The organism is Variovorax atrisoli 110B (genome assembly GCF_000382045.1).
Classification (GTDB): Bacteria; Pseudomonadota; Gammaproteobacteria; order Burkholderiales; family Burkholderiaceae_C; genus Variovorax; species Variovorax atrisoli.
The window spans coordinates 1,465,312-1,488,497 of record NZ_KB907450.1 but is presented as its reverse complement, the minus strand read 5'-3'; the positions used below and the strand labels follow the sequence as shown (position 1 = coordinate 1,488,497).

Annotated in this window: 25 protein-coding genes; 13 read left to right on the top strand and 12 right to left on the bottom strand. The window is 68.2% G+C overall.

Translation table 11 applies throughout. The annotated features are described in order from the left end of the window. Positions 1-32 precede the first annotated feature (32 nt). The 3 genes from G369_RS0107060 to G369_RS0107050 form a co-directional block, all read right to left on the bottom strand. Entirely contained in the window at positions 33-1,655 is a 1,623-nt protein-coding gene (locus G369_RS0107060) for a methyl-accepting chemotaxis protein (protein WP_019653286.1), read from the bottom strand. 127 nt (positions 1,656-1,782) lie between these two features. Beyond that, positions 1,783-2,628, bottom strand: a complete 846-nt coding sequence (gene kdsA, locus G369_RS0107055) for a 3-deoxy-8-phosphooctulonate synthase (RefSeq protein ID WP_019653285.1) — start codon at positions 2,626-2,628, stop codon at positions 1,783-1,785. Between the two features lie 65 nt (positions 2,629-2,693). Beyond that, positions 2,694-3,653 carry a S1C family serine protease gene (locus tag G369_RS0107050; RefSeq protein WP_019653284.1) on the bottom strand — a complete coding sequence of 320 codons (960 nt, stop codon included), beginning with the start codon at positions 3,651-3,653 and terminating at the stop codon, positions 2,694-2,696. Between the two features lie 173 nt (positions 3,654-3,826). Between G369_RS0107050 and G369_RS0107045 the strand changes: the two genes are divergently transcribed. Then, entirely contained in the window at positions 3,827-4,021 is a 195-nt protein-coding gene (locus G369_RS0107045) for a hypothetical protein (RefSeq protein WP_019653283.1), read from the top strand. Between the two features lie 13 nt (positions 4,022-4,034). On the opposite strand, the gene G369_RS0107040 is transcribed toward G369_RS0107045, so the two are convergent. Then, the gene (locus G369_RS0107040; protein ID WP_019653282.1) at positions 4,035-5,591 is read right to left on the bottom strand and encodes an alpha/beta fold hydrolase; all 1,557 of its coding nucleotides are present in this window, start codon (positions 5,589-5,591) and stop codon (positions 4,035-4,037) included. A 398-nt stretch (positions 5,592-5,989) separates the two neighbouring features. Between G369_RS0107040 and G369_RS0107035 the strand changes: the two genes are divergently transcribed. Next, positions 5,990-6,259, top strand: coding sequence for a hypothetical protein (locus G369_RS0107035; RefSeq protein ID WP_019653281.1), 270 nt, complete (start codon positions 5,990-5,992; stop codon positions 6,257-6,259). Between the two features lie 202 nt (positions 6,260-6,461). On the opposite strand, the gene G369_RS0107030 is transcribed toward G369_RS0107035, so the two are convergent. Then, positions 6,462-6,680, bottom strand: a complete 219-nt coding sequence (locus G369_RS0107030) for a hypothetical protein (protein ID WP_019653280.1) — start codon at positions 6,678-6,680, stop codon at positions 6,462-6,464. An 88-nt stretch (positions 6,681-6,768) separates the two neighbouring features. Here G369_RS0107030 and G369_RS0107025 point away from each other — a divergent pair, with 88 nt between their 5' ends. After that, positions 6,769-7,044 (top strand): hypothetical protein, encoded by a 276-nt coding sequence (locus tag G369_RS0107025; protein ID WP_019653279.1) that lies wholly within the window; start codon positions 6,769-6,771, stop codon positions 7,042-7,044. 36 nt (positions 7,045-7,080) lie between these two features. Here G369_RS0107025 and alkB read toward each other — a convergent pair whose 3' ends face one another. Further along, on the bottom strand, positions 7,081-7,761 hold the full coding sequence (gene alkB, locus G369_RS0107020; RefSeq protein WP_019653278.1) for a DNA oxidative demethylase AlkB: 681 nt from the start codon (positions 7,759-7,761) through the stop codon (positions 7,081-7,083). A 225-nt stretch (positions 7,762-7,986) separates the two neighbouring features. On the opposite strand from alkB, the gene G369_RS0107015 reads away from it, so the two are divergent. The 3 genes from G369_RS0107015 (at position 7,987) to G369_RS37045 (ending at position 12,034) form a co-directional block, all read left to right on the top strand. Continuing rightward, positions 7,987-8,217, top strand: coding sequence for a hypothetical protein (locus G369_RS0107015; protein WP_126184419.1), 231 nt, complete (start codon positions 7,987-7,989; stop codon positions 8,215-8,217). 131 nt (positions 8,218-8,348) lie between these two features. Beyond that, positions 8,349-9,977, top strand: a complete 1,629-nt coding sequence (locus G369_RS0107010; RefSeq protein ID WP_019653276.1) for a phospholipase D family protein — start codon at positions 8,349-8,351, stop codon at positions 9,975-9,977. A 119-nt stretch (positions 9,978-10,096) separates the two neighbouring features. After that, a complete protein-coding gene (locus G369_RS37045; RefSeq protein ID WP_019653275.1) occupies positions 10,097-12,034 on the top strand; it encodes a hypothetical protein in 1,938 nt (645 codons plus the stop codon). Positions 12,035-12,134: 100 nt separating this feature from the next. On the opposite strand, the gene G369_RS0107000 is transcribed toward G369_RS37045, so the two are convergent. From G369_RS0107000 to G369_RS0106985, 4 genes are all read right to left on the bottom strand, one after another. Then, positions 12,135-12,650 carry a murein hydrolase activator EnvC family protein gene (locus G369_RS0107000; RefSeq protein ID WP_019653274.1) on the bottom strand — a complete coding sequence of 172 codons (516 nt, stop codon included), beginning with the start codon at positions 12,648-12,650 and terminating at the stop codon, positions 12,135-12,137. A 204-nt stretch (positions 12,651-12,854) separates the two neighbouring features. Further along, positions 12,855-13,343 carry a CreA family protein gene (locus G369_RS0106995; protein ID WP_019653273.1) on the bottom strand — a complete coding sequence of 163 codons (489 nt, stop codon included), beginning with the start codon at positions 13,341-13,343 and terminating at the stop codon, positions 12,855-12,857. A gap of 8 nt (positions 13,344-13,351) precedes the next feature. Further along, positions 13,352-13,903, bottom strand: a complete 552-nt coding sequence (locus G369_RS0106990) for an NUDIX hydrolase (protein ID WP_019653272.1) — start codon at positions 13,901-13,903, stop codon at positions 13,352-13,354. 16 nt (positions 13,904-13,919) lie between these two features. Next, on the bottom strand, positions 13,920-14,621 hold the full coding sequence (locus G369_RS0106985) for a fumarylacetoacetate hydrolase family protein (RefSeq protein WP_019653271.1): 702 nt from the start codon (positions 14,619-14,621) through the stop codon (positions 13,920-13,922). A gap of 129 nt (positions 14,622-14,750) precedes the next feature. On the opposite strand from G369_RS0106985, the gene G369_RS0106980 reads away from it, so the two are divergent. Genes G369_RS0106980 through pgeF form a run of 3 tightly spaced genes read left to right on the top strand, consistent with a single transcriptional unit; the run spans position 14,751 to position 17,111 of the window. After that, the gene (locus tag G369_RS0106980) at positions 14,751-15,677 is read left to right on the top strand and encodes a tetratricopeptide repeat protein (protein ID WP_019653270.1); all 927 of its coding nucleotides are present in this window, start codon (positions 14,751-14,753) and stop codon (positions 15,675-15,677) included. 37 nt (positions 15,678-15,714) lie between these two features. Then, positions 15,715-16,353: a maleylacetoacetate isomerase gene (maiA, locus tag G369_RS0106975; RefSeq protein WP_019653269.1), complete on the top strand. Its 639-nt coding sequence runs from the start codon at positions 15,715-15,717 to the stop codon at positions 16,351-16,353. Between the two features lie 5 nt (positions 16,354-16,358). Further along, positions 16,359-17,111, top strand: coding sequence for a peptidoglycan editing factor PgeF (gene pgeF / locus G369_RS0106970; protein WP_019653268.1), 753 nt, complete (start codon positions 16,359-16,361; stop codon positions 17,109-17,111). On the opposite strand, the gene G369_RS0106965 is transcribed toward pgeF, so the two are convergent. Next, entirely contained in the window at positions 17,043-17,432 is a 390-nt protein-coding gene (locus G369_RS0106965) for a hypothetical protein (RefSeq protein WP_019653267.1), read from the bottom strand. The genes pgeF and G369_RS0106965 overlap by 69 nt on opposite strands. Before the next feature lie 53 nt (positions 17,433-17,485). Between G369_RS0106965 and phaC the strand changes: the two genes are divergently transcribed. Together phaC and G369_RS0106955 are read left to right on the top strand one after the other, a co-directional pair. Beyond that, the gene (phaC, locus tag G369_RS0106960) at positions 17,486-19,237 is read left to right on the top strand and encodes a class I poly(R)-hydroxyalkanoic acid synthase (RefSeq protein ID WP_019653266.1); all 1,752 of its coding nucleotides are present in this window, start codon (positions 17,486-17,488) and stop codon (positions 19,235-19,237) included. Between the two features lie 178 nt (positions 19,238-19,415). Further along, positions 19,416-20,594, top strand: a complete 1,179-nt coding sequence (locus tag G369_RS0106955; protein ID WP_019653265.1) for an acetyl-CoA C-acetyltransferase — start codon at positions 19,416-19,418, stop codon at positions 20,592-20,594. Positions 20,595-20,744: 150 nt separating this feature from the next. Here the strand turns inward: G369_RS0106955 and G369_RS0106950 are convergent, their stop codons facing one another. Then, positions 20,745-21,389: a glutathione S-transferase family protein gene (locus G369_RS0106950; protein WP_019653264.1), complete on the bottom strand. Its 645-nt coding sequence runs from the start codon at positions 21,387-21,389 to the stop codon at positions 20,745-20,747. A gap of 28 nt (positions 21,390-21,417) precedes the next feature. On the opposite strand from G369_RS0106950, the gene yghU reads away from it, so the two are divergent. Both yghU and G369_RS0106940 read left to right on the top strand, forming a co-directional pair. After that, the gene (gene yghU, locus G369_RS0106945) at positions 21,418-22,296 is read left to right on the top strand and encodes a glutathione-dependent disulfide-bond oxidoreductase (protein WP_019653263.1); all 879 of its coding nucleotides are present in this window, start codon (positions 21,418-21,420) and stop codon (positions 22,294-22,296) included. 44 nt (positions 22,297-22,340) lie between these two features. Beyond that, positions 22,341-22,931, top strand: a complete 591-nt coding sequence (locus tag G369_RS0106940) for an NADPH-dependent FMN reductase (RefSeq protein ID WP_019653262.1) — start codon at positions 22,341-22,343, stop codon at positions 22,929-22,931. Positions 22,932-23,186 lie beyond the last annotated feature (255 nt).

Sequence of the window (23,186 nt, the reverse complement as noted above, 5' to 3'; positions counted from 1 at the left end):
CGGTCTTTGCGCCTGTTTCGCTTTCTTTCCTTTCAGTGGGCCGCGATCAGCTGCTGGCGGCCGGCGCCGATGCGCATCGGCTCGGCAGCATGGGCGTCACCATGCCGCTGTTCCAGCCTGAACTTGCCGACGATCAGCGACAGGCTGCCCGCCTGTTCCTGCAGCGACTGGGCTGCCGCCGAGGCCTGCTCGACCAGCGCCGCGTTCTGCTGCGTGGTCTGGTCCATCTGCGTGACGGCCTGGTTGATCTGCTCGATGCCCGAGGTCTGCTCCTGGCTCGCGGCGCTGATCTCGCCCATGATGTCCGTCACGCGCTTCACGCTGCCCACGATCTCTTCCATGGTGCGGCCCGCGTCGGCCACCTGGCGGCTGCCTTCCTCGACCTTCTCGACCGAGTCGCCGATCAGCGCCTTGATCTCCTTGGCTGCGGCGGCCGAGCGCTGCGCGAGGCTGCGGACTTCCGAAGCCACCACGGCGAAGCCGCGCCCCTGGTCGCCCGCGCGGGCCGCCTCGACGGCCGCGTTGAGCGCGAGGATGTTGGTCTGGAAAGCGATGCCGTCGATCACGCCGATGATGTCCACCACCTTGCGCGAAGAGGCATTGATCGAGCCCATTGTCTCCACCACCTGGAACACCACGCTGCCGCCGCGCGCCGCCACTTCCGATGCGGAGGTGGCCAGCTGGTTGGCCTGGCGCGCGTTGTCGGCGTTCTGCTTCACGGTCGAGGTCAGTTCCTCCAGCGAAGCGGCTGTCTGTTCCAGCGAGCTGGCCTGCTCTTCGGTGCGGGAGGACAGGTCCTGGTTGCCCACGGCGATCTGCGAACTGGCGGTCGACACGCTGGCCACCACGCCGTGAACCTGCGCGAGCGAGCCCTGTAGGGCGCCGCGCATCTGGTCGAGGGCGCGCAGCAGGTGGCCGGTCTCGTCGCCCGCGTAGCTGGACTGGGGCTTGCCCGTCAGGTCCATCTCGGCGATGGCCTGCGCGATGCTTTCTGCACGGCGCAGCGGCTGCGTGATGCTGCGCGCCAGCATCCAGGCCAGCAGGGTGCCGAGCACCAGGCTCACGGCGGAGCACACGATCAGCAGGTTGCCGGTCTGCGCGCGCAGGTCGTTGGCACGCACGGCGGCGGCGTCGAGCTGCTCGCGCTGCATGTCCACCACCTGCTGCACGCCGGCGATGTAGCTGACGGAGGTGGGCTGGAACTGCGCATCGAAGACGCGGGTGGCGCCTTCGAGGTCGCCCGCGAGCTTGAGCTTGCTCACTTCCTCGCGCGCGGCCAGGTAGGCCTTGCGCAGGCCGGCGATCTTCTCCAGCAGGGCGCGCTCGTCGGGCTTGACCAGCTTCTCCTCGACGAACTTCTGCAGCTCGTTGGTGTTCTTGATCGACGCTGCAGAGGCCGGCGCGAAGTAGTCGACGAGGCTGGGGTCGCTGCTCTTGGCGATGGCCGCGGCCCGCTGCACGCCGGCGGTGGTGTAGCGCAGCCAGTCGGAACCGGCGCGCTCGATCTTCAGGTTGTCCTCGATCATGGCGTCTATCTCGCGGCTGAGCTGGTGCAGCTTCCACACCGCCGCGGCGCTGGTGGCGACGAAGAGCGCCAGGATGATGCCCAGCACGATGGCCAGGCGCTTGCCGATTGAGACGTTGCTCAGGAACATGGTCGAACTCCGGAAACCAGGAATGAGAGGACGAAGGGCGACCGTCGGGTCGCCCTTCATCGCTGGTTATCGGCCGTTCAATTGAAAACTTTAGAAAACTCCTGGGAGTTCCCCGCCGGCTCCCGGCTCAGATCTTCAGCGGCGGGAACGACTTGACCAGATCGTCCAGGGCCTTGATCTGCGTGAGGAAGGGTTCCAGCTTGTCCAGCGGCAGGGCGCTCGGGCCGTCGCACTTGGCCTGGGCCGGGTCGGGGTGGGCTTCGAGGAAGAGGCCGGCCAGGCCGACCGCCATGCCGGCGCGCGCCAAGTCGGCCACCTGCTCGCGGCGGCCGCCCGATGCGGCGGCGCCGGCCTCGCGCTGCTGCAGCGCGTGGGTCACGTCGAAGATGATGGGCAGGTTCTGCGACACCTTCTTCATCACGCCGAAGCCCAGCATGTCGACCACGAGGTTGTCGTAGCCGAAGCAGGTGCCGCGGTCGCACAGGATCAGCTTGTCGTTGCCGGCCTCCTTGAACTTCTCGACGATGTTGAGCATCTGCGAGGGGCTCAGGAACTGGGGCTTCTTGATGTTGATGACCCGGCCGGTCTTCGCCAGCGCCACCACCAGGTCGGTCTGCCGCGCCAGGAAGGCGGGCAGCTGGAGCACGTCGACCACCTCGGCCACGGGCGCCGCCTGGGCGATCTCGTGCACGTCGGTCAGCACCGGCACGCCGAAGCTGTCCTTCACGGCCTGCAGGATCTTCAGGCCCTCGTCGAGGCCCGGGCCGCGGTACGAGTGGATGGAGGAGCGGTTGGCCTTGTCGAAGCTGCCCTTGAACACGTAGGGAATGCCCAGCTTCTGCGTGACGCGCACGTATTCCTCGGCACTGCGCAGGGCGAGGTCCTTCGACTCGAGGACGTTGACGCCGCCGAAGAGGACGAAGGGGGCCTCGTTGCTGGTGGCGACTTGGGGGGTGATGGTGACGGTTGACAAGGTTTTTCTCCTGACGGGGGTGCTTCGGTGCAGGGGCCTATTGTCGTTCCGCCGGCCCGGGGGGCTCAGCCTCCGGGCGTCACCGTCAGGTAGAAGGGCGTGAGCGTGCCCGCCACCGGCCGAAGCAGCTTCAGCAGCAGCGGCTTGCCGTAGCCTTCGCCCGCCAGCCGCTTGAGCAGGTCGGACAGCTGTGCCAGCGGCACGCCGTCGCAGCCGACGAGGATGTCGCCGCTGCGCAGCCCGTCGCGCGCGGCGGCCGAGCCGGCCACCACTTCGACCACCCGCACGCCGGTGGCCACCGGCCATTCGTTCTCGCGCACCCAGCGCCGCGGCAGGGCCACCGCCGCGCACTGCACGCCGAGCTTGCCGCGCCGCACGGCGCCGTGGCGCATCAGCTCGCCGGCCACCCAGCGGGCGGTGTCGATGGCCACCGCGAAGCTCAGGCCCTGGGCCGAGGGGATCACCGCCGTGTTCACGCCGATGACCTGCGCGGCGCTGTCCAGCAGCGGGCCGCCCGAATTGCCGGGGTTGAGCGCCACGTCGGTCTGGATCACGTCCTCGATCATCCGGCCGCCGCGCGAGGGCAGGCTGCGGCCCAGCGCACTCACGATGCCGGCGGTCACGGTGAAGTCGAAGCCCAGCGGATTGCCGACCGCCACCGCCAGCTGGCCCGGCTGCAGCGCGGCCGAGCTGCCCAGCGGCAGGAAGGCGCTGGGGTGCGACTCGATGCGCAGCACGGCGATGTCGGTGGAGGCGTCGGTGCCGACCAGGCGCGCCACGCTCTCGGTGCCGTCGGCGAAGGCGGCGCGCAGCTCGCCGGCGCCCTCGACGACGTGGGCGTTGGTGATCGTGAAGCCGTCGGGGGTGAACAGGAAGCCCGAGCCGCTGCCCTGGGCTGCAGGACCGTTGCCGCGCTGCGCGGCCTTGCGGACCTTGATGTGGGCGACCGCGGGGCTCGCGGTGTGTGCCACCTGGGTGACGGCGGCCGAGTAGGAGTCGAGGATAAATTCGTCGCGCGCGCCCATGGAGTACCTCTTCTTTCAGTCGGCGGAACCTGAAGGAAATGGCGGTGCGCGCCTGGTTTTCAACCCGGCGCCGGGCGTTCACGAAGCCTTCAGCGAAGGCTCAGCGATTCTTCAGCGGGCCTGCCCACACTCGGTTTCCCGACAACAACACCCAAGCCCACGGGGACACCAGCTTGAAGCACCTCATTCTTCTGGTCGCCGTCGCCGCGCTCGCGGCCGGCTGCGGCCACGATCGCCACCGCCACGACAGGGACCGCGACCACAACGGCATTCCCGACCGCTACGAGCGCAACCGCGACAGCGACAGCGACCGCGACGGCATCCCCGACCGCTACGACCGCAGGCCGTACGATCCGCGCCGCTATTGATAGCGCAGGGCGATCACGGCGCCTTCGGCTGCGACGACGGCTCCCACGAGTCGGGCGTGGTCGCCACCAGCGACTTGAAGTCTTTCCACGGCCGCGCGCCAGGGATGGTGCGCCCGCCGACGATCAGCCCCTTGGCGAACACCACCATGCGCTCGCGCAGGTAGGCGCGGTCCGATTCGGGCCATGTCTCGATGGAATGCGGGCCGCGCGCGAGCACGATCTCCTTCAGGCCGCGGATGCGGTTGTAGGCCGCCACCGTGCCTTCCAGCGTTTCCGCGCGGTCCCACAGGCCCTTGCCGAAGAATGCTGCGGGCCAGCGGTCCATGCCCGCGAGCGTGGACGAGTTGGGATAGAACACGATGTGGTGCTCCGCCGCCATGCCGCCCAGGAACAGGTTACGGTCGGCCAGGTCGGGCGAATCGCCCACGTAGCCCGCGCCGCTCGCAAACGAGGACAGCAGCAGCGCGCCGCGGATGTTGCGCAGGCCCTTGGGCGGGGTGCAGCTGGGCTGGGGCATGTCGAAGCTGCACTGGGCGACGTAGTTCTTCGTCATCGCCCAGGCGGTGGACATCGAACCGCGCGAATAGCCGCCGAGCACCAGCGGGATCTCGCTGGCAGGCATGCCCGCCAGCAGCCGGCCCCGCGTGGCCTCGCCCTGCAGCAGTTCGCCCTTGGGCGTGAGGATGCGCAGGCCGCGCCCGGTCTCCAGCGCCGTGAGGGCGCGGAACACGTCCTCGCCTTGCTCCAGCGTGTTGGTGTCGCTGAAGCCGCCCGACAGCCCCTCGCCGCGCCGGTCGTAGGCCAGCACGTCGAAGCCGGCCTGGTTCAGGGCATACAGGTTCTCGCGCCACCAGCGCTGGCCCATGGTCTCGGTGGTCGCGTTGGGGAAGCTCACCGGCATGGTCTTGCCGGTCTTCTGGTCGATGCGGTACGCCACCTCGGCGGGATGCTGGATCGCCGTGAGCTGCCCGCCGCCGCCCGGCGCCATGACGACCAGCGCGCGCGTCTTCTTTCCCTTGCCGTCGTCGATGCCCGCGCCCTCGATGTACCAGCCGCGCAGCTTGATGTCGCCCGTCATCTTCAGGTCGATGCGCTCGAAGGTGTCGCGCGGCGCGGTGAACTCCACCACGTAGGTGCGCGCGTCGGCCTCGGCGATGCCCTCGCGGTAGGGCGCCCTGGCGAAGAAGGCGGGGCGGCGGATCTGCCTGAGGTCGACGTTGCCGTCGGGGTCGATGCGCCCGGACGGATCGACAACCCCGGTCGAGCGCGTGGCGCGCTCCTTGTTGGGTGGCAGCCAGCGCTGCATCTGCGCGTCGATGCGCTTGAAGCAGGCCGGATCTTCCTTGCAGGCGCGCCAGCGTGCCTTGAGCTTGTCGTCGGTGAACTCGCTGATGTAGTAGTTGCCGCCCGCATAGCCGGCCGGCGGATGGTTGGCCGTCATCAGCACCGGCACGCAGACCTTCGGGCCTCTGGCGTCCTTCGGATTCTTCGGCAGCAGGTAGCCGCCCATCATCGCGTTGCGGTCGGTGCCGACCCAGGCGGTGCAGTCGGTGGGCGGCGCAGAGGTCACCTCGGCCTGCCGCTGAGCCTGGCTGGGCCCGCCGCATGCGCCGAGCTGGAGGGCGAGGACGCCGACGGCCAGCGCGGCCGTGACGCCATGCAGGCGAGACCGGGCAGGGCGCGCAGGGCCGGTGGGGATTGCGGTCGTCGGATCTGGCCTTACGGCCGGGAGAGAAAAAGGCATGCAGCGAAGCGCAAGTCGAGAGAGCCCGATCTTCGCCGCATCGGCGCGCGGAAAACGAAGCCATGGTCGATTCAGGGTGAAAGCGCTCGCCTCGATCTCTGTAGGACGTTTCCTGCGCACTCATGCGCTGCTTTCTCCGCTTCCAGTTGTGACGGCACGCGCTCAATCGCCGTCGACACAAATGAAACCGCTGGAAACCGCCGCAGGCACAGGAGACGACTGAGATGAAGAATTTCGAAGGCATCTATTGCTTCGACACGGCGAGCGTGCGCTTTGCCTTCTATCCCGAGGGGCCCGAGGGCCCGCGCGTACTCGCACAGATTTCCGAGGAAACCCTGCACGACGAATTCGGCGTCCGCGAAATCGGCGAACACCTGCTCGGCGCGTGCCGGGACCACTTCCACGCCATCGAACCGGCAGCCGTGGCGCGCTACCGGGCCACCCCGGACCAGGCCATCACGCTCACCATCACGGACTTCGGGCTCCACGCCTGACCGAGCCGAGATAGCTGTCCACGGGGACACTCGGTACCGGACGGCTCGCGCTGGCTGCCGCGCCGGGCATGGGCCACTCTCCGACAAGGCAAGGCGGCCCGAGCCTTAGCCGGGGCCCTGGCCGCCCCGTCACATTGGCATCAGGCCTGATCACAGGCAAAACGAAAGAGGGCGCACCCCGCACAGGCCGGAGTGCCCGTCCTCACGACGCGCCCGTTCCGTGCGCGTGCGGTGTCCGGTGCCGGATCTCGCTTTGCAGGGCCCGCTGGCCTGAGGAGAGCGCGAGCTCGTAGCTCTCGGCAGGCTCGTAGGCCCTGCGCAGGACGCGCGGATGCGTGCCCTGGTCGTCGGTTTCGAGCAGCTGCCAGACGTAGGCGCCCGGCAGCGGCTCCTCGATGGTGAGTTCGATGGGATGTGTCATGGCGCCACCATGGTGCTGCACGCCGGCTCTGTCTGTAGGCCTGGAACGCCGTTGACCAGCATCTCAAGAGAAAGAAAGGACGCATTCCATGCAACAAGCAACCCCCTCAGCCTTCGAGGACCGCCTCGTCACCTTCAGCTATCGCGGTCGGCTGTTCCTGTGCCGCGCCGAGCGGCTCGACGACCAGACCTACAGGCCCGTCGTGGTCTGCCGCGCCGCGTCCCCCGGAGAGGACGACATCGAACTGCCTGCCGATACCGACAACGCCTCCTACGGCACCGAGGCCGAGGCCCTGCGCCACGCCGAGCAGCAGGCCATGCGATGGGTGCACGACAGGACGCAGGGGGCGCAGGGGCAGGCCTGAGCGGTCCTTCGCGCCAGCCCGCATCAGCGCCGCCGCTCAGCCCGCCTTGCGGAAGGTGAGGTTGATGCGCACTGCACCCAGCAGCGGGTGAGGCTCGTCCTTCAGCGGCAGCACGCCGTGGAAGCGCAGCCGGTCCTCGCCGCCCCAGACCACCACGTCACCGTGCGCGAGCGGCACGCGCACCGCCTTGTCGGTGCGCACATGGCCGCCGAACAGGAACACCGCCGGCATGCCCAGCGACACCGAGACGATGGGCGCGCCGTAGTCGCGCTCGTCCTTGTCCTGGTGCAGCGAAAGCCGCGCGCCGGGGGCGTAGCGGTTGACGAGGCAGGCGTCGGGCGAGAAGCCGTCGAAGCCGGCCGCCGATGCGGCCTCGCGTGCCAGCCGCGCCAGGGGTTCGGGCATGGTGGGCCAGGGCTTGCCGCTGTCGGGATCGGTCGCGCTGTAGCGATAGCCGCGCCGGTCGCTGGTCCAGCCGAGCGCGCCGCAATTGGTGAGTGCGACCGACATGGTGAAGCCGCCTGGCGTGACGAGGTGCCGGAAGGGCGCCGCCTCCGCCACCGAACGGATCGCTGGCAGCAGTTCGTCCACGAAGGGCAGGGCGAAGCCGGGCAGCACGAACGCGCCGGCGCCCAGCGCCTCGCGCGCCGGCCGGGGCGGATCCTCGAAAAGTGCCAGGGTGGCGCCGGAGTTGGCGCCTGTCTTCTTCGCTTTCATGCTTCCCGATCTTTGCCCAAAAGCCGGGCTGCAGCCTCGGCTTGTTCGCCTCTATGTCGGTGGGGCGGCCGGTTGGTGGGCCGACCGGTGCGCCGACGCCTCCCATGTTCGCGTGATGCGCCCGGCGCGCGCAGCCATTAGCCTCCTCACCCCTCCGTCCCAAGGTAGTACCTAGGGTTTAAATTCATGGAAGTGCGTAAATAAATGGGCTATGGTGATCCCATCATGGACGGCGCTCGACTGGCTCTCAGCGTTCCGGACGGCTGGACCGGCTGGCTCGAGCTCATGCGCACCCCCAGCGGCACCTACGCCGGCATCGCCGAACTGAGCTTCAGCGGCATCCCGCGCTGTGCGCTGGTCATCACCCAGCAGCTGTCGTGGGACGCTGCGGTCGAGAGGGCCACCCTGCGGGCCGATCATTTCGTCAGGCAGTGGGGGCCTGCGCGCGGCTCCTGAGCGGGCCTTCCCCGGATCTTGAATCTGCCGCTGCGGTGCAGCACATGGAGCGGGCTCGTGGTAGAAACCGCGAGCTTTTCCGGGCACTGGCCCGAACCAAGATTCCCGCTCCAACCCACGCGCCGCCATCCATGCCGAAATCCCACCGCCGGACTGCCGACCAACCGCATGTCCGATGGCTGGCCTGGCTGCTGCTGGGCATCGCGGCGCTGTTCATGGCGGGCTGTGCCGGCCTGCCGTCGCAGGTGCAGCGCAAACCCTCCACGGCCATCGCCGACGGCGCCGACACCCCGCTCGGCCGCCTCGTGAAGGCCGCGGCGCCGCCGGGCGAGCCGCTCAGCGGGTTCCGCCTGCTGCCGATGCCGCAGTTCTCGCTGCATGCGCGCATCGAGCTCGCGCGGCGGGCGCAGCGCTCCATCGACGTGCAGTACTACCTCGTGCAGAACGACGAGACCGGCCGCTACCTGCTGCGCGCCCTGCGCGACGCGGCCGACCGGGGCGTGCGCGTGCGCCTGCTGGTGGACGACCTCTACACGGCCGGCGCCGATCCGCTGTTCACCAGCTTCGCCTCGCACCCCAACGTGGAGGTGCGGCTCTTCAATCCCTTTCCCGCCGGGCGCGACCGCTTCGGCACGCGCTGGGCATGGTCGATCCTGGACTTCGACCGCGTGCACCGCCGCATGCACAACAAGCTCTACGTGGTGGACAACACCATCGGCGTGATGGGCGGGCGCAACATGGCCAACGAGTACTTCCTGCGCGACGGGGGCTCGAACTTCATCGACATCGACACGCTGGTGGCCGGCGCGGTGGTGCCGAAGCTGTCCTCGCTGTTCGACATGTACTGGAACAGCCCGTACGTCTATCCCATCGAGTCGCTGGTGCCGCCGGGCGGCGAGACGCCCCGGCAGCTGCGCGAGCGCTTCGACCGCCTCACCACCGGGCCTGAAGAGCTGCACCCCGAGGAACCCGGCTCCACCGACCTGCTGGGCAACAACTCGCTGGCCAAGGACCTTGCAGCCGGCGAGCTGAAGCTGGTCTGGGCGCGCGCCGAGGCGTATGCCGATCCGCCTGCTAAGGCGCTGGGCCAGACCGACGAGGCGCGGGGCCTGCCGGCCGACGAGTCGAAGGACAGCGTGCTCTACAACGTGCGGCGCTACCTGCGCGGCGCCGAGAACGAGATCATGCAGACCACGCCCTACCTGATCCCGGGGCGCGGCGGCATGGAGACCATCCGCCTGGTGCGCGGCAACGGCGTGAGCTACACCATCGTCACCAATTCGCTGGCCGCCACCGACGAGTCGCTGGTGCACATCGGCTACCGCCGCTATCGCGCCGAGATGCTGCGCCTGGGCGTGGAGCTGTACGAGCTGAGCCCCAAGCGGGTGGAGCAGACCAAGCGATTCGGCATGTACGGCTCGGCCAGCGGCCGGCTGCACGGCAAGTCGGCGGTGGTCGACCGCAAGATCGTCTTCATCGGCTCGATGAACTTCGACCCGCGCTCGATGCTGCACAACACCGAGGTCGGCATCTTCATCTTCAGCCCGCAGATCGCCCAGCAGCTCACCAGCCTGATCGGCTTCATGCGGCTGGACGGCGCCTACCAGCTGCAGCTGGGGCCGAAAGGCGCCATCGAGTGGGTGAGCCCGGCCTCGGGCGACGCGGCCGACACCATCCTGCACCAGGAGCCCGAGACGGACTTCTGGTCGCGCTGGAAGCTGGAGCTGCTGGCTCCGCTGGTGCCCGAGAGCCTGCTCTAGGGCTGGCCGGTCCGCATCCTCAAAACAGAGGATGGTCGGAGGCGGGGGCCTCCAGAAGAATCGCAACGCTCGTGTTACGAGTTGATTCTTTTGTTTGCTCCTTTACCGCCAAGACCATCATGAACACAAACTTCGCGACCCCCGCGGCCCCCGGCCGGTCCTTCTTCCAGATGACGCGCTGCGCATTCGCGGTGGCGTTCCTGGTCTCGCTCGGCGCCTGCGGCGGGGGTGGGGGCGGCGGTGGCGGAGGTTTTGCCGGCTTTCCCGCCTCGAGCAACCCGCCCAGCAGCCCGCCCGCGAGCAATCCGCCGGCCAGCAACCCGCCGGCGGCGTCTGTTACGTTTTCGGGCACGGCGGCTGCCGGCCTGCCGCTGGTGGGTACCGTCACCGTCAAGGACGCCAAGGGCGCCAGCAAGACCGTGCCGCTGGTCGACGGCAAGTACACCGTCGACGTGAGCGGCATGACCGCGCCCTTCGTCTTCCGCGCCGAGGGCACGGTGGCCGGCGAGCGCACGGTGATCCATTCGGCCGCCACCGCGGCCGACGTCAACGGCAACATCAACATCACGCCGCTGACCGACCTGGTGGTGTCCAACATCGCCGGCCGGCTGGCGTCGCAGTACTTCGACGGCGGCGAGTTCGCCTCGCTCTCCGCGGACGAGCTCAAGGCCGAGAGCGACGCGCTGAAGGCCAAGCTTCTGCCGGTTCTGCAGGCGATGGGCGTGGACGCCAGCATCGACCTGCTGCGCACGGCCTTCACCCCGCTGTCCAGCGCGCTGGACAAGGCGCTGGACGTGCTGCGGGTGAGCGTCGATCCGGCCACCAACGTGGCGACCATCACCAACATCGTCACCCAGCAGCAGATCGCCGACGACCTGGCGGTGAAGGCTGCGGCCGAACCCGCCACCACGCCGATGAGCGGCTCCGGCATGGGCACCGCGGCCGACGACATCGCGGCGATCCGCAAGGTGTTCTCCGACTTCGTGGGCAAGTTCGCCACCGGTCTTCCCTCGCCGTCGCAGCTGCTGCCGCTGATGACCGACGGCACCAACCCCGTCACCGGCACCTACGGCTTCAGGTTCTCCGACCTCACCGCCTCGCAGTTCGCGAACGAGACGGCGACCGACGTCAACCTCATCGGCGCGAGCTTCACCGACGTGGTGATCCAGCGCATCAACTACACCATCGACGCGAACAACACGAGCCCGCGCGCCTTCGTCGAGTTCACGCACAAGGACAAGAACGGCATCGCATTCAGCAACACGCAGGGCATGCAGGTGGTCAAGGGCACCGACGGCGTCTGGCGCCTGCGCGGCGACGGTCGCGTGCTGGACATCAACCCGCACGTCCATGCCACCAAGGAGAAGGCGACCGGTTGCGTGAGCAGCTCGCTGCAGTTCGAGATCCAGGACATCAGCACCGGCAACAGCGGCAACGTCGCGTCGGTGGTCGTCACCGGCCCGGGGCTGCCCCCGGGCGGCCTGCGCCACTCGCGTCCTTCGGGCGGCGGTGCATGGCCGATCGATGGCAGCCCGGACTTCAACTACTACTACCTGACGACGAACTGCAACGGCCGTCAGAACGCAGGCCTGACCGACAGCGCGATCGCCGCGCTCCCCGCCACGCCCGAGTACACCTTCACCGCGTACGAGAGCGACGGCACGACGGTGGCCAAGTTCAACGGCTTCGACATCGTCTACAAGCACCGCTTCCATGGCCGACCGCTGACGCTGGCGGAAGCCGCCGCAGTCGGCTATCCGGACTTCACGACCACGCCGGCCCTGGCCTCCTATTCGGGCGGCGCCGACTTCTCGATCAGCGCCACGGGCCTGAACCCCGCCTTCGCGACGCAGTTCTTCCTGAAACTGATCGCCGGTCCCTCGGCCGGCGCGGAAGACCGGGCCGACGTGGCGCCTTCGGCCACGGGCACGGCATCGAAGAGCTTCAACCTGCCGGCGCAGGGCTCGGTGTCCTTCCGCGACATGTTCGTCAGCACCTACGACAGCAGCTGGCGCGAGATCGTGCTGCGCGACACCAAGGCCACCGTGTTGGAGTGACGCAGGCGCGGGGCGCAGTTTTCAGTGCGCCCCAGAAAGCCGAAAGCCCCCGAAAGGGGGCTTTTTCGTTGGCGGCGGCCGGGCCTGCGGCCATCAGCCGTTACTGCAACAGTCGGCCGCTGAGATACGGCTCGGGATCGACCGGGCTGCCGTTCTTGCGGATCTCGAAGCGCAGCTTCACGCGGTCGGCGTTGCTGCGGCCCATCTCGGCGATCTTGTCGCCCTGGCGGACCACGGCGTTCTCTTTGACGTAGATGGTCTGCAGGTGCGCGTAGGCCGTCAGGAAGGTCTCGTTGTGCTTGACGATGACCATGTTGCCGTAGGCGGGCAGTTCGCTGCCAACGTACACCACGCGCCCGTCGGCGGCGGCGACGATCGGGTCGCCGAGGTTGCCGCCGATGTCGATGCCCTTGACGCGGTCGCCGTCGAAGCGCGCGATGGTCGGGCCGTTGGCCGGTCGGATGAACAGCGCGGCCGGGCGCTGCGGCACCGGCGGCTTGGCGGCCGGAGGCGTCGTCGGCCAGGGGGTGTTGAGATCGACGGTGGTACAGGCTGCGAGGCCCGTGGCCAGCAGCGCCGCGGCGCCGAAACGTAAAACGAAAGTCTGAAGGTGCATGGGCTCTGTTCGAACGGGTTCGTTGCGGAGGGTTCCTGCAAACCGGCGCTCCCGGGGGTGCGCCACGCGGGCGATGCTAGCAAACCACCGAGGCGGCGCCCTGCGAAAGAGCAACCGGCTGTGAGGTGGGCATTGCGCGGGAGTCGCGCCGGCGGCCCGCACCCGCCCCCGATGCTTGCTGCCAGTGCTTGCTGCCTGTGCCTGCTACTTGAGCGGGATCGGCGTCGCCCGGTCGATGGGCACCGCGGTCACGCTGTTCTTCGGCGAGCCGTCGATCAGCAGGTCGGAGTAGGTCAGGTAGACCAGCGTGTTGCGCTTGGGGTCGACCATGCGCACCACGCGCAGCCGCTTGAAGAGCACCGACAGCCGCTCGCTGTAGACCTCCTCGCGCTTGGGCAGCGGCTGGGTGATGCTCACCGGGCCGACCTGGCGGCAGGCGATGGAGGCCTCGGCCTTGTCCTCGGCCACGCCGAAGGCGCCCGCCAGGCCGCCGGTCTTGGCGCGCGAGACGTAGCAGGTCACGCCGTTGACCTTGGGGTCGTCGTAGGCCTCGATCACGATCTTGTGGTCGGGCCCGATGAGCTTGAAGGCGGTGTCCACCTCGCCCACGGCATCCGCCCTGGCTGCCGTTGCCGCCAGCGCGAAGCCGAGGCTGGCGCTGCAGAGGAGGGTGGCGCGCAGAGTCTTGTTCATGGATTTGGTCAAACGATGCTGAGTTCGTGCACGCGGTCGAAGCTGCCGCGTCGGCGGTCCGCGAAGTAGTGTTCGAGCGTCTCGCGCACCGTGCGGAAGGCGATCTCGTCCCAGGGAATCTCTTCCTCGGTGAAGAGCCGCGCCTCGATGGTCTCGTGGCCCGGGTCGAACTTGTCGTCGAGCAGGCGCGCGCGGTAGAACAGGTGCACCTGCCCCACGCGCACCACGCTGATCACCGAGAACAGGCCCTCGAGTTCGAAGTTCGCGCCGGCCTCCTCGTCGGTCTCGCGGGCCGCGCCCTGGGCGGTGGTCTCTTCGAGCTCCATGAAGCCGGCCGGCAGCGTCCACTTGCCCCAGCGCGGCTCGATGTTGCGTTTGCACAGCAGCACCTTGTCGCCCAGCACGGGGATGGTGCCGACCACGTTCAGCGGGTTCTCGTAGTGGATGGTGTGGCAGGCCGGGCAGACGGCGCGCTGCTTGGTGTCGCCGTCGTCCGGCACGCGGTAGACCACCGCGGTGCCGCAGTTCTTGCAATGCTTGATGGGGACGCGCAGGAGCATGAACCGACCGCCGTCTTCAGACGACCTTGACGGTCAGCTTGGGCAGGCCCGCGACCTCGCCCACGAGCGTGTCGCCGGCCACCACGGCCGCCACGCCTTCGGGCGTGCCGGTGTAGATCAGGTCGCCGGGCTGCAGCTCCCAGGCTGCCGAGAGGTGCTCGATGGTCTCGGCCACGTTCCAGATCAGCTTGCTCACGTTGCTGCGCTGGCGGTCGGCGCCGTTGACCTGGAGCGAGATCTCGGCCTTCTCGGCGTCGCCGGCCTGCGCCACGGGCACGATCGGGCCGATGGGCGCGCTCTGCTCGAAGCCCTTGCCGATGTCCCAGGGGCGGCCCTGCTTCTTCATGTCGTTCTGCAGGTCGCGACGGGTCATGTCGAGGCCGACCGCGTAGCCGTAGATGTGCTTGTGCGCGTCGGCAGCGGCGATGTTCTTGCCGCCGGTGCCGATGGCGACCACGAGTTCGATCTCGTGGTGCAGGTTCTTGGTGAGCGACGGGTAGGCCATGGTGCCGGTCTGGCCGGCATCGACCACCACCAGCGCGTCGGCGGGCTTCATGAAGAAGAAGGGCGGTTCGCGGCCGGTGAAACCCATTTCCTTGGCGTGATCTTCGTAGTTGCGGCCCACGCAGTAGATGCGGTGCACCGGGAAGCGGGCGGACTGGCCGGCCACCGGAACCGAAACGGCGGCGGGCGGGGCGAAGACGAACTCGGAGGCCATGGAGACGTGTCCTTTTCTCAGTTTCTCAGGGGGAAGCCAGGCGGGAAACCGGCAGTGTGCCAGAGGCGCGGGGCTCACAATAGACGGCCCGCGCGGCGGATTCCTTCTCCATTCCCCTCATTTCCCACCATGCCCATCCGAATCGGCAAGGCCGGCAAGGCCAACGCGCTCAACGAACTAGGCCGCCGGCTCGACGAGGAGGGCGACCAGGACGGCGCGCTGCAAGCCTATGCGCAGGCCGGCGCCGTGCTGCCGAACTGGTCGGCGCCCTGGTACAACATCGGCCTCATCCACAAGTACCGCGGCGACTGGGCCGCCTCGCTGCAGGCCAACGCCCGTGCCGTGCAGTGCGACCCGCGCAACGAGGGCGCGGTCTGGAATCTCGGCATCGCGGCCACGGCCCTGGGCGACTGGGCCACCGCGCGCAGCGCCTGGCGGCAGTACGGCATCGAGGTGCCCGAGGGCAACGGGCCGGTCGATCTCTTCATCGGGCTCACGCCCATCCGCGTGCATGGCCTCGAGGCCAGCGAGGTGGTGTGGGCCGACCGCATCGATCCGGCGCGCGCCATCCTGCGCAACGTGCCCACGCCCGACTGCGGCCACCGCTACGGCGACCTCGTGCTGCACGACGGCGCGGCCAACGGCTACCGCCTGCGGGGCGAGCGCGAGGTGCCGGTGTTCGACGCCCTGGAGCTGATCGCGCCGTCGGACTATTCGACGTACGAAGTCACCATCGAGGAGGCGACCAGGGAAGACATCGACGCGCTGGTCAAGCGCTTCGAGGCCGCCGACGCCAGCGCCGAGAACTGGACCACCAGCATGCAGATGCTCTGCCGCGCCTGCTCCGAGGGCCGGCCCTACGGCGAAGGCCTGCACAACCATGGCGAGGGCGAGGAGCCCGGCACCCTGGGGCCATGGCGCATCGGCATCGCCGCCCGCGAGGAAGAAGCCGCGCGCCGCATCCTCGGCGAGTGGCGCGAGGCCGTCGCCGCCACCTCGCCGAAGGCCGCGCTGCTGGACTTCCGCTGCGTGCTGGCGGCTATAGCCCGCTCCTGACGCTGTGCTTCGGAGGGAGCGCTATGCTTGCCGGATCATGAAGCTGCACAACTATTTCCGCTCCTCCGCCTCGTTCCGCGTCCGCATCGCCCTCAACCTGAAGGGCCTCGATTTCGAATACATCCCCGTGCACATCGCGCGCGGCGACCACCGCACCGGCCCCTACGCCGCCATCTCCGCCGACAGGCTGGTGCCGCTGCTCGAAGACGGCGGCGAGCGCTTCTCGCAGTCCATGGCCATCATCGAGTACCTCGACGAAACGCATCCCGAGCCCGCGCTGCTGCCGCTCGACCCGGTGGCCCGCGCCCACGTGCGCGCGCTGGCGCAATCGATCGCCTGCGAGATCCATCCGCTGAACAACCTGCGCGTGCTCAAGTACCTCGTGAAGGACCTCAAGCTCGACGAGGAAGCCAAGAACGCCTGGTACCGCCACTGGGTGCGAGACGGCCTGCTGGCCTTCGAGCGCCAGCTCGCGCAGTACCCCGCCGGCACCTACTGCTGGGGCGACACGCCGACGCTGGCCGATTGCTGCCTCGTGCCGCAGATCTTCAACGGCCGCCGCTTCGACTGCGACTTCAGCGGCCTGCCGCGCACCATGGCCGCCTTCGACGCCTGCATGGAGCACGAGGCCTTCCAGCGCGCGCAGCCCTCGCAGGCCCCCGACGCGGAAGCCTGAAGCCGATGGATGCAAGCTGGCTGGTGCCCAAATGGCCCGCGCCGCCGAACGTGCGGGCCGTGTGCACCACGCGCGAGGGCGGTGTCTCGCCGGGGCGCTACGCGAGCCTGAACCTCGGCGACCACGTGGGCGACGAGCCCTCGCACGTGGCGGACAACCGCAACCGTTTGCGCGCGGCCATCGGGGCTCGTCCGGTCTTTCTCCAGCAGGTGCACGGGACGGGCGTCGTCGAACTCGATGCTGCCCCTGGCATCGTGAACGACGGCACGGCTGCAGACGGTTGTACCGCCACGGCGGCAGGCCTGGCCTGCACGATCATGGTGGCCGATTGCCTGCCGGTGCTCTTCACCGACGAAGCCGGGCATCGCGTGGCGGCGGCGCATGCGGGCTGGCGCGGGCTGGCCGGCGGCGTGCTGGAGCAGACGGTGAGGGCTTTCGATGGCGCTCCAGGAGTCATTGCCTGGCTGGGGCCGTGCATCGGCCCCAAGGCCTTCGAGGTGGGCCCCGAGGTCAAGGCTGCCTTCGAGGCGCATGCGCCCGAGGCTGCGTCCTGCTTCCGGCCTGGGCCTGCTCCCGGCAAATGGCTCGCCGACCTGCCCGGGCTGGCGCGCCAGCGGCTGCGCGCGGCGGGCGTGGAATCGATCCATGGCAACGACGGCAGCGACACGTGGTGCACCGTCGGCAACCCGTCACGGTTCTTTTCGCACCGGCGCGACGGCATCAGCGGGCGCTTCGCTGCCCTGGTCTGGAAGGTCTGACCCCGCAGTTCCGGTGGGCCGGCTTGCTTCCTCGGCGGCTGCGCGGCGCGCGGCTTCCTGTGCCTCGAGTTCGCGCTGCCTGATGGCGCGCCGCCGTGCGGGCGTGCCCATCAGGTAAACCACCAGTGCCACGGGCGCCAAACCGTACAAAAGAAATGTGAAGATGGCGCCCAGCACGGTGCCGGTGGTGTTGGTGGCTTCGGCCACCGCCATCATCAAGGCGACATACAGCCAGCCGATGACGATCAGATGGACAAACACGGAAAGTTTCAGTTGGTAAGTGGTGGAGGTAGCGTTGTGAGCGCCCTTGGGATGCAGCATACTCAAATCACGCAAGCCATCCGTACCGTTTCAGGCGAGGACCAGGAGAGAAGATGAAGCAACAAGCAACGGGTGCCGATGCGTTCGCGCCCTTCCAGCAGGCTCTTTCGCAAGGATGGACCCAGGCGCTGGAATCGTTCCGGCAGTCCACCGCGCAGGCCGGCTCCGCCTTCGACATCGGAGGCACGCCGCTATGGCAGCTGCCGAAATTGCCGGAGCTGCCGCAGATGCCCCGGTTTTCCATCGACCCCGAGAAGCTCCAGTCGATCCAGCAGCAATACCTCGCCGAGGCCACCGAACTCTGGCGCCAGGGCTTCGACGCCAGGCCCGAAGGCGACAGGCGCTTCGCGGGCGATGCCTGGAACAAGAATCCGCTGTCCGCCTTCTCGGCGGCCGTCTACCTGCTCAACGGCCGCACCATGCTGAGCATGGCCGAGGCCATCGACGCCGACCAGAAGACCAAGGCGCGGCTGCGGTTCGCCGTCGAGCAATGGATGGCCGCCTCGGCGCCCAGCAATTCGCTGGCCTTCAACGCCGAGGCGCAGAAGAAGGCCATCGACACGCAGGGCGAGAGCATCGCCAAGGGCATCCAGAACCTGCTGAACGACGTCAAGCAGGGCCATCTCAGCATGACCGACGAGAGCGCGTTCGAAGTGGGGCGCAACGTGGCCACCACCGAGGGCGCCGTGGTGTTCGAGAACGAGTTCTTCCAGCTTCTCGAATACAAGCCCCTCACGCCCAAGGTTTATGAGCGGCCCTTCCTGCTGGTGCCGCCTTGCATCAACAAGTTCTACATCCTCGACCTGCAGCCCGAGAACTCGCTGATCCGCTATGCGAACGAGCAGGGCCACCGCGTGTTCGTGGTGAGCTGGCGCAACCCCGACGAGTCGATGGGCAAGGCCACCTGGGACGACTACATCGAGAACGCCGCCATCAAGGCGATCCACACGGTGCAGGAGATCAGCGCAAGCAAGCAGATCAACGCGCTGGGCTTCTGCGTGGGCGGCACCATCCTGAGCACCGCGCTGGCCGTGCTCGCGGCGCGCGGCGAGAAGCCGGCCGCCTCGGTCACGCTGCTGACCACCTTCCTCGACTTCAGCGACACCGGCATCCTCGACATCTTCGTGGACGAGCAACTCGTGCAGTACCGCGAGATGCAGCTGGGCAACGGCGGCCTGCTGCCGGGCGGCGACCTGGCCTCGACCTTCAGCTTCCTGCGGCCCAACGACCTGGTGTGGAACTACGTGGTCGGCAACTACCTCAAGGGCGAGACCCCGCCGCCCTTCGACCTGCTGTACTGGAACAGCGACGCCACCAACCTGCCGGGCCCCTTCTACGCCTGGTACCTGCGCAACACCTACCACGAGAACAAGCTGGCCAAGCCGAATGCGCTCACCGTGTGCGGCGAGAAGATCGACCTCGGCCGCATCGACATCCCGGCCTACATCTACGGCTCGCGCGAGGACCACATCGTGCCCATCGGCGGCGCCTATGCCTCCACGCAGCTGCTGCCCGGCAAGAAGCGCTTCGTGATGGGCGCATCGGGCCACATCGCCGGCGTGATCAACCCGCCCGCCAAGAAGAAGCGAAGCCACTGGATCCGCGAGGACGGCAAGTTTCCCAGGACCCAGGCCGAATGGCTGTCCGGCGCGCAGGAGCATCCGGGCAGCTGGTGGACCGACTGGGCACAATGGCTCAAGGGGCACGCGGGCAAACAGATCCCCGCGCCCAAGGCGTACGGCAACGGCAAGGCCTACAAGGCCATCGAGCCGGCGCCCGGACGCTACGTGAAGGCCAAGGCCTAAACATGGCACACCCCCAGGCTTGCCCACTGCGTGTGGCCGCCAACCCCCTTGCAGGGGGCAACACCGGCGGCCCGGCAAAGCCGGTTCCGCGGTGTTCCTGGGTTGGGCTGTGGCTTGGCGCAAGTTGCGCCTGCAGTTTTGATACGCGGATTCCTTAATCACTTCAACGGAGAACCTCATGGAAGACATCGTCATCGTTTCGGCCGCCCGCACGGCAGTCGGCAAGTTCGGCGGCTCGCTCGCCGGCATCCCGGCCACCGAGCTCGGTGCAACCGTCATCAAGGAAGTGATTGCGCGCGCCAACCTCACGGCCGACCAGATCGGCGAGGCCATCATGGGCCAGGTGCTGGCGGCCGGAGCGGGCCAGAACCCCGCGCGCCAGGCGTGGCTGAAGAGCGGCGGCGCCAAGGAAACGCCGGCGCTCACCATCAATGCCGTGTGCGGCTCGGGCCTGAAGGCCGTGATGCTGGCGGCCCAGGCCGTGGCCACGGGCGACAGCGAGATCGTCATTGCCGGCGGCCAGGAGAACATGAGCGCCGCACCGCACGTGCTGCCCAACTCGCGCAACGGCCAGCGCATGGGCGACTGGAAGATGGTCGACACCATGATCGTCGACGGCCTGTGGGACGTCTACAACCAGTACCACATGGGCATCACCGCCGAGAACGTGGCCAAGAAGTACGGCATCGACCGCGCCGCGCAGGATGAACTGGCGCTGGGCAGCCAGACCAAGGCCGCCGCCGCGCAGGACGCCGGCAAGTTCAAGGACGAGATCGTCGGCGTGAGCATCCCGCAGAAGAAGGGCGACCCCGTCGTCTTCGACACCGACGAATTCATCAACCGCAAGACCAGCGCCGAAGGCCTGGCCGGCCTGCGTCCCGCCTTCGACAAGGCCGGCGGCGTGACGGCAGGCAACGCCTCGGGCCTGAACGATGGCGCGGCAGCCGTGATGGTCATGACGGCCAAGAAGGCCGCGGCACTGGGCCTCAAGCCGCTGGGCCGCATCGCCAGCTACGCCACTGCCGGCCTCGACCCCGCCATCATGGGCATGGGCCCCGTGCCCGCATCGACCAAGGCGCTGCAGCGCGCCGGCTGGAAGGCCGCCGACCTCGACCTGCTCGAGATCAACGAAGCCTTCGCGGCCCAGGCCTGCGCGGTGAACAAGGAAATGGGCTGGGACATCAACAAGGTGAACGTCAACGGCGGCGCCATCGCCATCGGCCACCCCATCGGCGCATCTGGCTGCCGCATCCTGGTGACGCTGCTGCACGAGATGCAGCGCCGCAACGCCAAGAAGGGCATCGCCTCGCTGTGCATCGGCGGCGGCATGGGTGTGGCGCTCACCATTGAGCGCTGAGAAGGCGCGAACAAAGCTGCTGCGCAGCCCGATCTCGCACCTGCGGGCCTTACCGTAGCTGGCTACGGTTCAGGTCCTCGGTGCGACCTTCGGACCGTTCGCGGCGGTTTTCTCACACCCTTCCGGTCCACGGGCGCCAAGGCCCGTCGCTCAGCGCGCCATCGCCATCGACGGCCGCTGCGCCATCGCCGCGCGCCAGCGCAGCAGCTCGGGGTGCTGCTCCCCGGGCTTGACCCGCACCACGCGGGCGAAGTCCACCGCCACCACGGCGGTGATGTCGGCAATGCTGAAGCGGTCGGTGGCGATGAAGTCGCGGCCGGCCAGGCGTTCGTTCAGCGTGTCGAAGAAATGCTGGATCCGGGCGAGCCCGCGCTGCGCGAGCTCGGGAATCTGCGCGTAGTTGACCGGGCCGGGCAGCGCGCGGTCGGCCATCGCGGGCGAGCTGTTGCGCAGCGTCTCGGCGATGGCGAGCAGGCCTTCGAACTCGATGCGCCAGTTCCAGCTTGCGATCTCGGCCTTTTCCCGCGGGGTGATGCCCATCAGCGGTGGCTGCGGGTATCGGGCTTCCACCCAGGCCGCGATGGCGGCGTTGTCGGTCAGCAGCAGGCCGTCTTCGTCGTCGGTGCGCAGGGCAGGCACGGTGCACTGCGGATTGATCGCGCGGTAGGCCTCGCCCAGCTGCTCACCACGGACCAGGTCGACCTGCACGGTCTCGTGTGCAATGCCCTTCTCGGCAAGCAGGATGCGCACGCGCCGCGGGCTGGGGGCGGTGGCGCAGTCGTAGAGAATGATCATCGTCGGTTCAACTCCAGGAACTCATCGCATGAATGGCACGACAGCCTACACGCCGCCCACCGTCTGGTCATGGAACAAGGAGAGCGGCGGCCGCTTCGCGAACATCAACCGGCCCATCGCAGGCGCCACGCATGAAAAGGACCTGCCGGTCGGCAGGCATCCCCTGCAACTCTATTCGCTCGCCACGCCCAACGGCGTGAAGGTGACGGTGATGCTCGAGGAACTGCTGGCGCTGGGCCATGCCGGCGCCGAGTACGACGCCTGGCTGATCCGCATCAACGATGGCGACCAGTTCGGCAGCGGCTTCGTCGCGGTGAACCCGAACTCCAAGATTCCCGCGCTGATGGACCGCAGCGGCGACAAGCCGATCCGCGTGTTCGAGTCGGGCGCGATCCTGCAGTACCTGGCCGAGAAGTTCGGCAGCGCCTTCCTGCCGACGGAACGGGCAGAGCGGGCCGAGTGCCTGTCGTGGCTGTTCTGGCAGATGGGCAGCGCGCCCTACCTGGGCGGCGGATTCGGGCATTTCTATGCCTACGCGCCCACGAAGATCGAATACGCCATCGACCGCTTCGCGATGGAAACCAAGCGCCAGCTCGACGTGCTCGACCGCCGCCTGGCCGAAAGCCGCTATCTCGCGGGCGACGAATACACCATTGCCGACATCGCGGTCTGGCCCTGGTACGGCGCGCTGGCCAAGGGGCAGCTCTACGAAGCCGGCGAGTTCCTGCAGGTGAGCGAATACAGGAATGTGGTGCGCTGGGCCGACGAGATCGCGAAACGGCCGGCCGTGCAGCGCGGCCGCATGGTCAACCGCACCTGGGGCCAGCCCACGAGCCAGCTTCACGAGCGCCACGACGCGTCCGACTTCGACACCCGCACGCAGGACAAGCTGCAGGCGCCGACCTGAGCACGACGCGGCCCCTCACCATCCACACAGCCGGAGCAACGACGATGAGCGACAAGATCCTGGTGTTCTACGGCTCCTACCGCTCCGACCGCATGGGCGTGCGCCTGGCCGACTTCATCGTCGCCGGCCTGCGCGAACGTGGAGATGACGCCGAGTTGGTGGACGCGAAGGCGGTCGACCTGCCCATGCTCGACCGCATGTACAAGGAATATCCGAAGGGCAGCGCTCCCGCCGCGATGGAAGCGCTGGCCGGGAAGATCCGCACGGCCGACGCCTTCGTCTTCGTCACCGGCGAATACAACTGGGGCCCGCAGCCCGGCCTGAAGAACCTCACCGACCACTTCCTGGAGGAGTGGTTCTGGCGCCCCGCAGCCATCGCGAGCTATTCGGCGGGGCGCTTCTCCGGCGTGCGCTCGGGCACTGTGTGGCATTCGATCCTGTCGGAGATGGGCATGGTCGTGGTGTCGAGCACCCTGGCCGTCGGGCCGATCTCGCAGACGCTGGATGCGGCGGGCAAGCCCACGGGCCCGGCGGGCGAATCGCTGCAGCGCTCCTTCGGCCGCTTCGCCGACGACCTGGCCTGGTGGACCGAGGCGGCGCGCGCACAGCGGGCGCGCAAGGCGCCGCCTTACTGATCGGGCAGGGCCCGCGGAAGGGTCCCGCGGAGCGGCTTGTTCACCGCCCAAAATTTGAGCAGATTAACTATTCCCTTTGTAAAACAACGACTTACGTTGCTTTTACAACGCTCCTCATCAGTTATCCCCAAAGTTGTGCACTGAAAATGGGGAAGAAGCCGGCTTTTCCACATTCCCACCGCAAGTGGCTGATCCGATGGCGTTTTTCGCTCACCGGAAACCGTGAAAAATGGAGTCGAAAGGCTGTTTCAGGTC

What these genes read in the sequence shown, in the direction of transcription:
- G369_RS0107060 (WP_019653286.1), bottom strand. Translation starts at nt 1,655, where the DNA reads ATGTTCCTGAGCAACGTCTCAATCGGCAAGCGCCTGGCCATCGTGCTG.
- G369_RS0107050 (WP_019653284.1), bottom strand. Translation starts at nt 3,653, where the DNA reads ATGGGCGCGCGCGACGAATTTATCCTCGACTCCTACTCGGCCGCCGTC.
- G369_RS0107035 (WP_019653281.1), top strand. Translation starts at nt 5,990, where the DNA reads ATGAAGAATTTCGAAGGCATCTATTGCTTCGACACGGCGAGCGTGCGC.
- G369_RS0107030 (WP_019653280.1), bottom strand. Translation starts at nt 6,680, where the DNA reads ATGACACATCCCATCGAACTCACCATCGAGGAGCCGCTGCCGGGCGCC.
- G369_RS0107025 (WP_019653279.1), top strand. Translation starts at nt 6,769, where the DNA reads ATGCAACAAGCAACCCCCTCAGCCTTCGAGGACCGCCTCGTCACCTTC.
- alkB (WP_019653278.1), bottom strand. Translation starts at nt 7,761, where the DNA reads ATGAAAGCGAAGAAGACAGGCGCCAACTCCGGCGCCACCCTGGCACTT.
- G369_RS0107015 (WP_126184419.1), top strand. Translation starts at nt 7,987, where the DNA reads ATGGACGGCGCTCGACTGGCTCTCAGCGTTCCGGACGGCTGGACCGGC.
- G369_RS0107010 (WP_019653276.1), top strand. Translation starts at nt 8,349, where the DNA reads ATGCCGAAATCCCACCGCCGGACTGCCGACCAACCGCATGTCCGATGG.
- G369_RS37045 (WP_019653275.1), top strand. Translation starts at nt 10,097, where the DNA reads ATGAACACAAACTTCGCGACCCCCGCGGCCCCCGGCCGGTCCTTCTTC.
- G369_RS0107000 (WP_019653274.1), bottom strand. Translation starts at nt 12,650, where the DNA reads ATGCACCTTCAGACTTTCGTTTTACGTTTCGGCGCCGCGGCGCTGCTG.
- G369_RS0106995 (WP_019653273.1), bottom strand. Translation starts at nt 13,343, where the DNA reads ATGAACAAGACTCTGCGCGCCACCCTCCTCTGCAGCGCCAGCCTCGGC.
- G369_RS0106990 (WP_019653272.1), bottom strand. Translation starts at nt 13,903, where the DNA reads ATGCTCCTGCGCGTCCCCATCAAGCATTGCAAGAACTGCGGCACCGCG.
- G369_RS0106985 (WP_019653271.1), bottom strand. Translation starts at nt 14,621, where the DNA reads ATGGCCTCCGAGTTCGTCTTCGCCCCGCCCGCCGCCGTTTCGGTTCCG.
- G369_RS0106980 (WP_019653270.1), top strand. Translation starts at nt 14,751, where the DNA reads ATGCCCATCCGAATCGGCAAGGCCGGCAAGGCCAACGCGCTCAACGAA.
- maiA (WP_019653269.1), top strand. Translation starts at nt 15,715, where the DNA reads ATGAAGCTGCACAACTATTTCCGCTCCTCCGCCTCGTTCCGCGTCCGC.
- pgeF (WP_019653268.1), top strand. Translation starts at nt 16,359, where the DNA reads ATGGATGCAAGCTGGCTGGTGCCCAAATGGCCCGCGCCGCCGAACGTG.
- G369_RS0106965 (WP_019653267.1), bottom strand. Translation starts at nt 17,432, where the DNA reads ATGCTGCATCCCAAGGGCGCTCACAACGCTACCTCCACCACTTACCAA.
- phaC (WP_019653266.1), top strand. Translation starts at nt 17,486, where the DNA reads ATGAAGCAACAAGCAACGGGTGCCGATGCGTTCGCGCCCTTCCAGCAG.
- G369_RS0106955 (WP_019653265.1), top strand. Translation starts at nt 19,416, where the DNA reads ATGGAAGACATCGTCATCGTTTCGGCCGCCCGCACGGCAGTCGGCAAG.
- G369_RS0106950 (WP_019653264.1), bottom strand. Translation starts at nt 21,389, where the DNA reads ATGATCATTCTCTACGACTGCGCCACCGCCCCCAGCCCGCGGCGCGTG.
- yghU (WP_019653263.1), top strand. Translation starts at nt 21,418, where the DNA reads ATGAATGGCACGACAGCCTACACGCCGCCCACCGTCTGGTCATGGAAC.
- G369_RS0106940 (WP_019653262.1), top strand. Translation starts at nt 22,341, where the DNA reads ATGAGCGACAAGATCCTGGTGTTCTACGGCTCCTACCGCTCCGACCGC.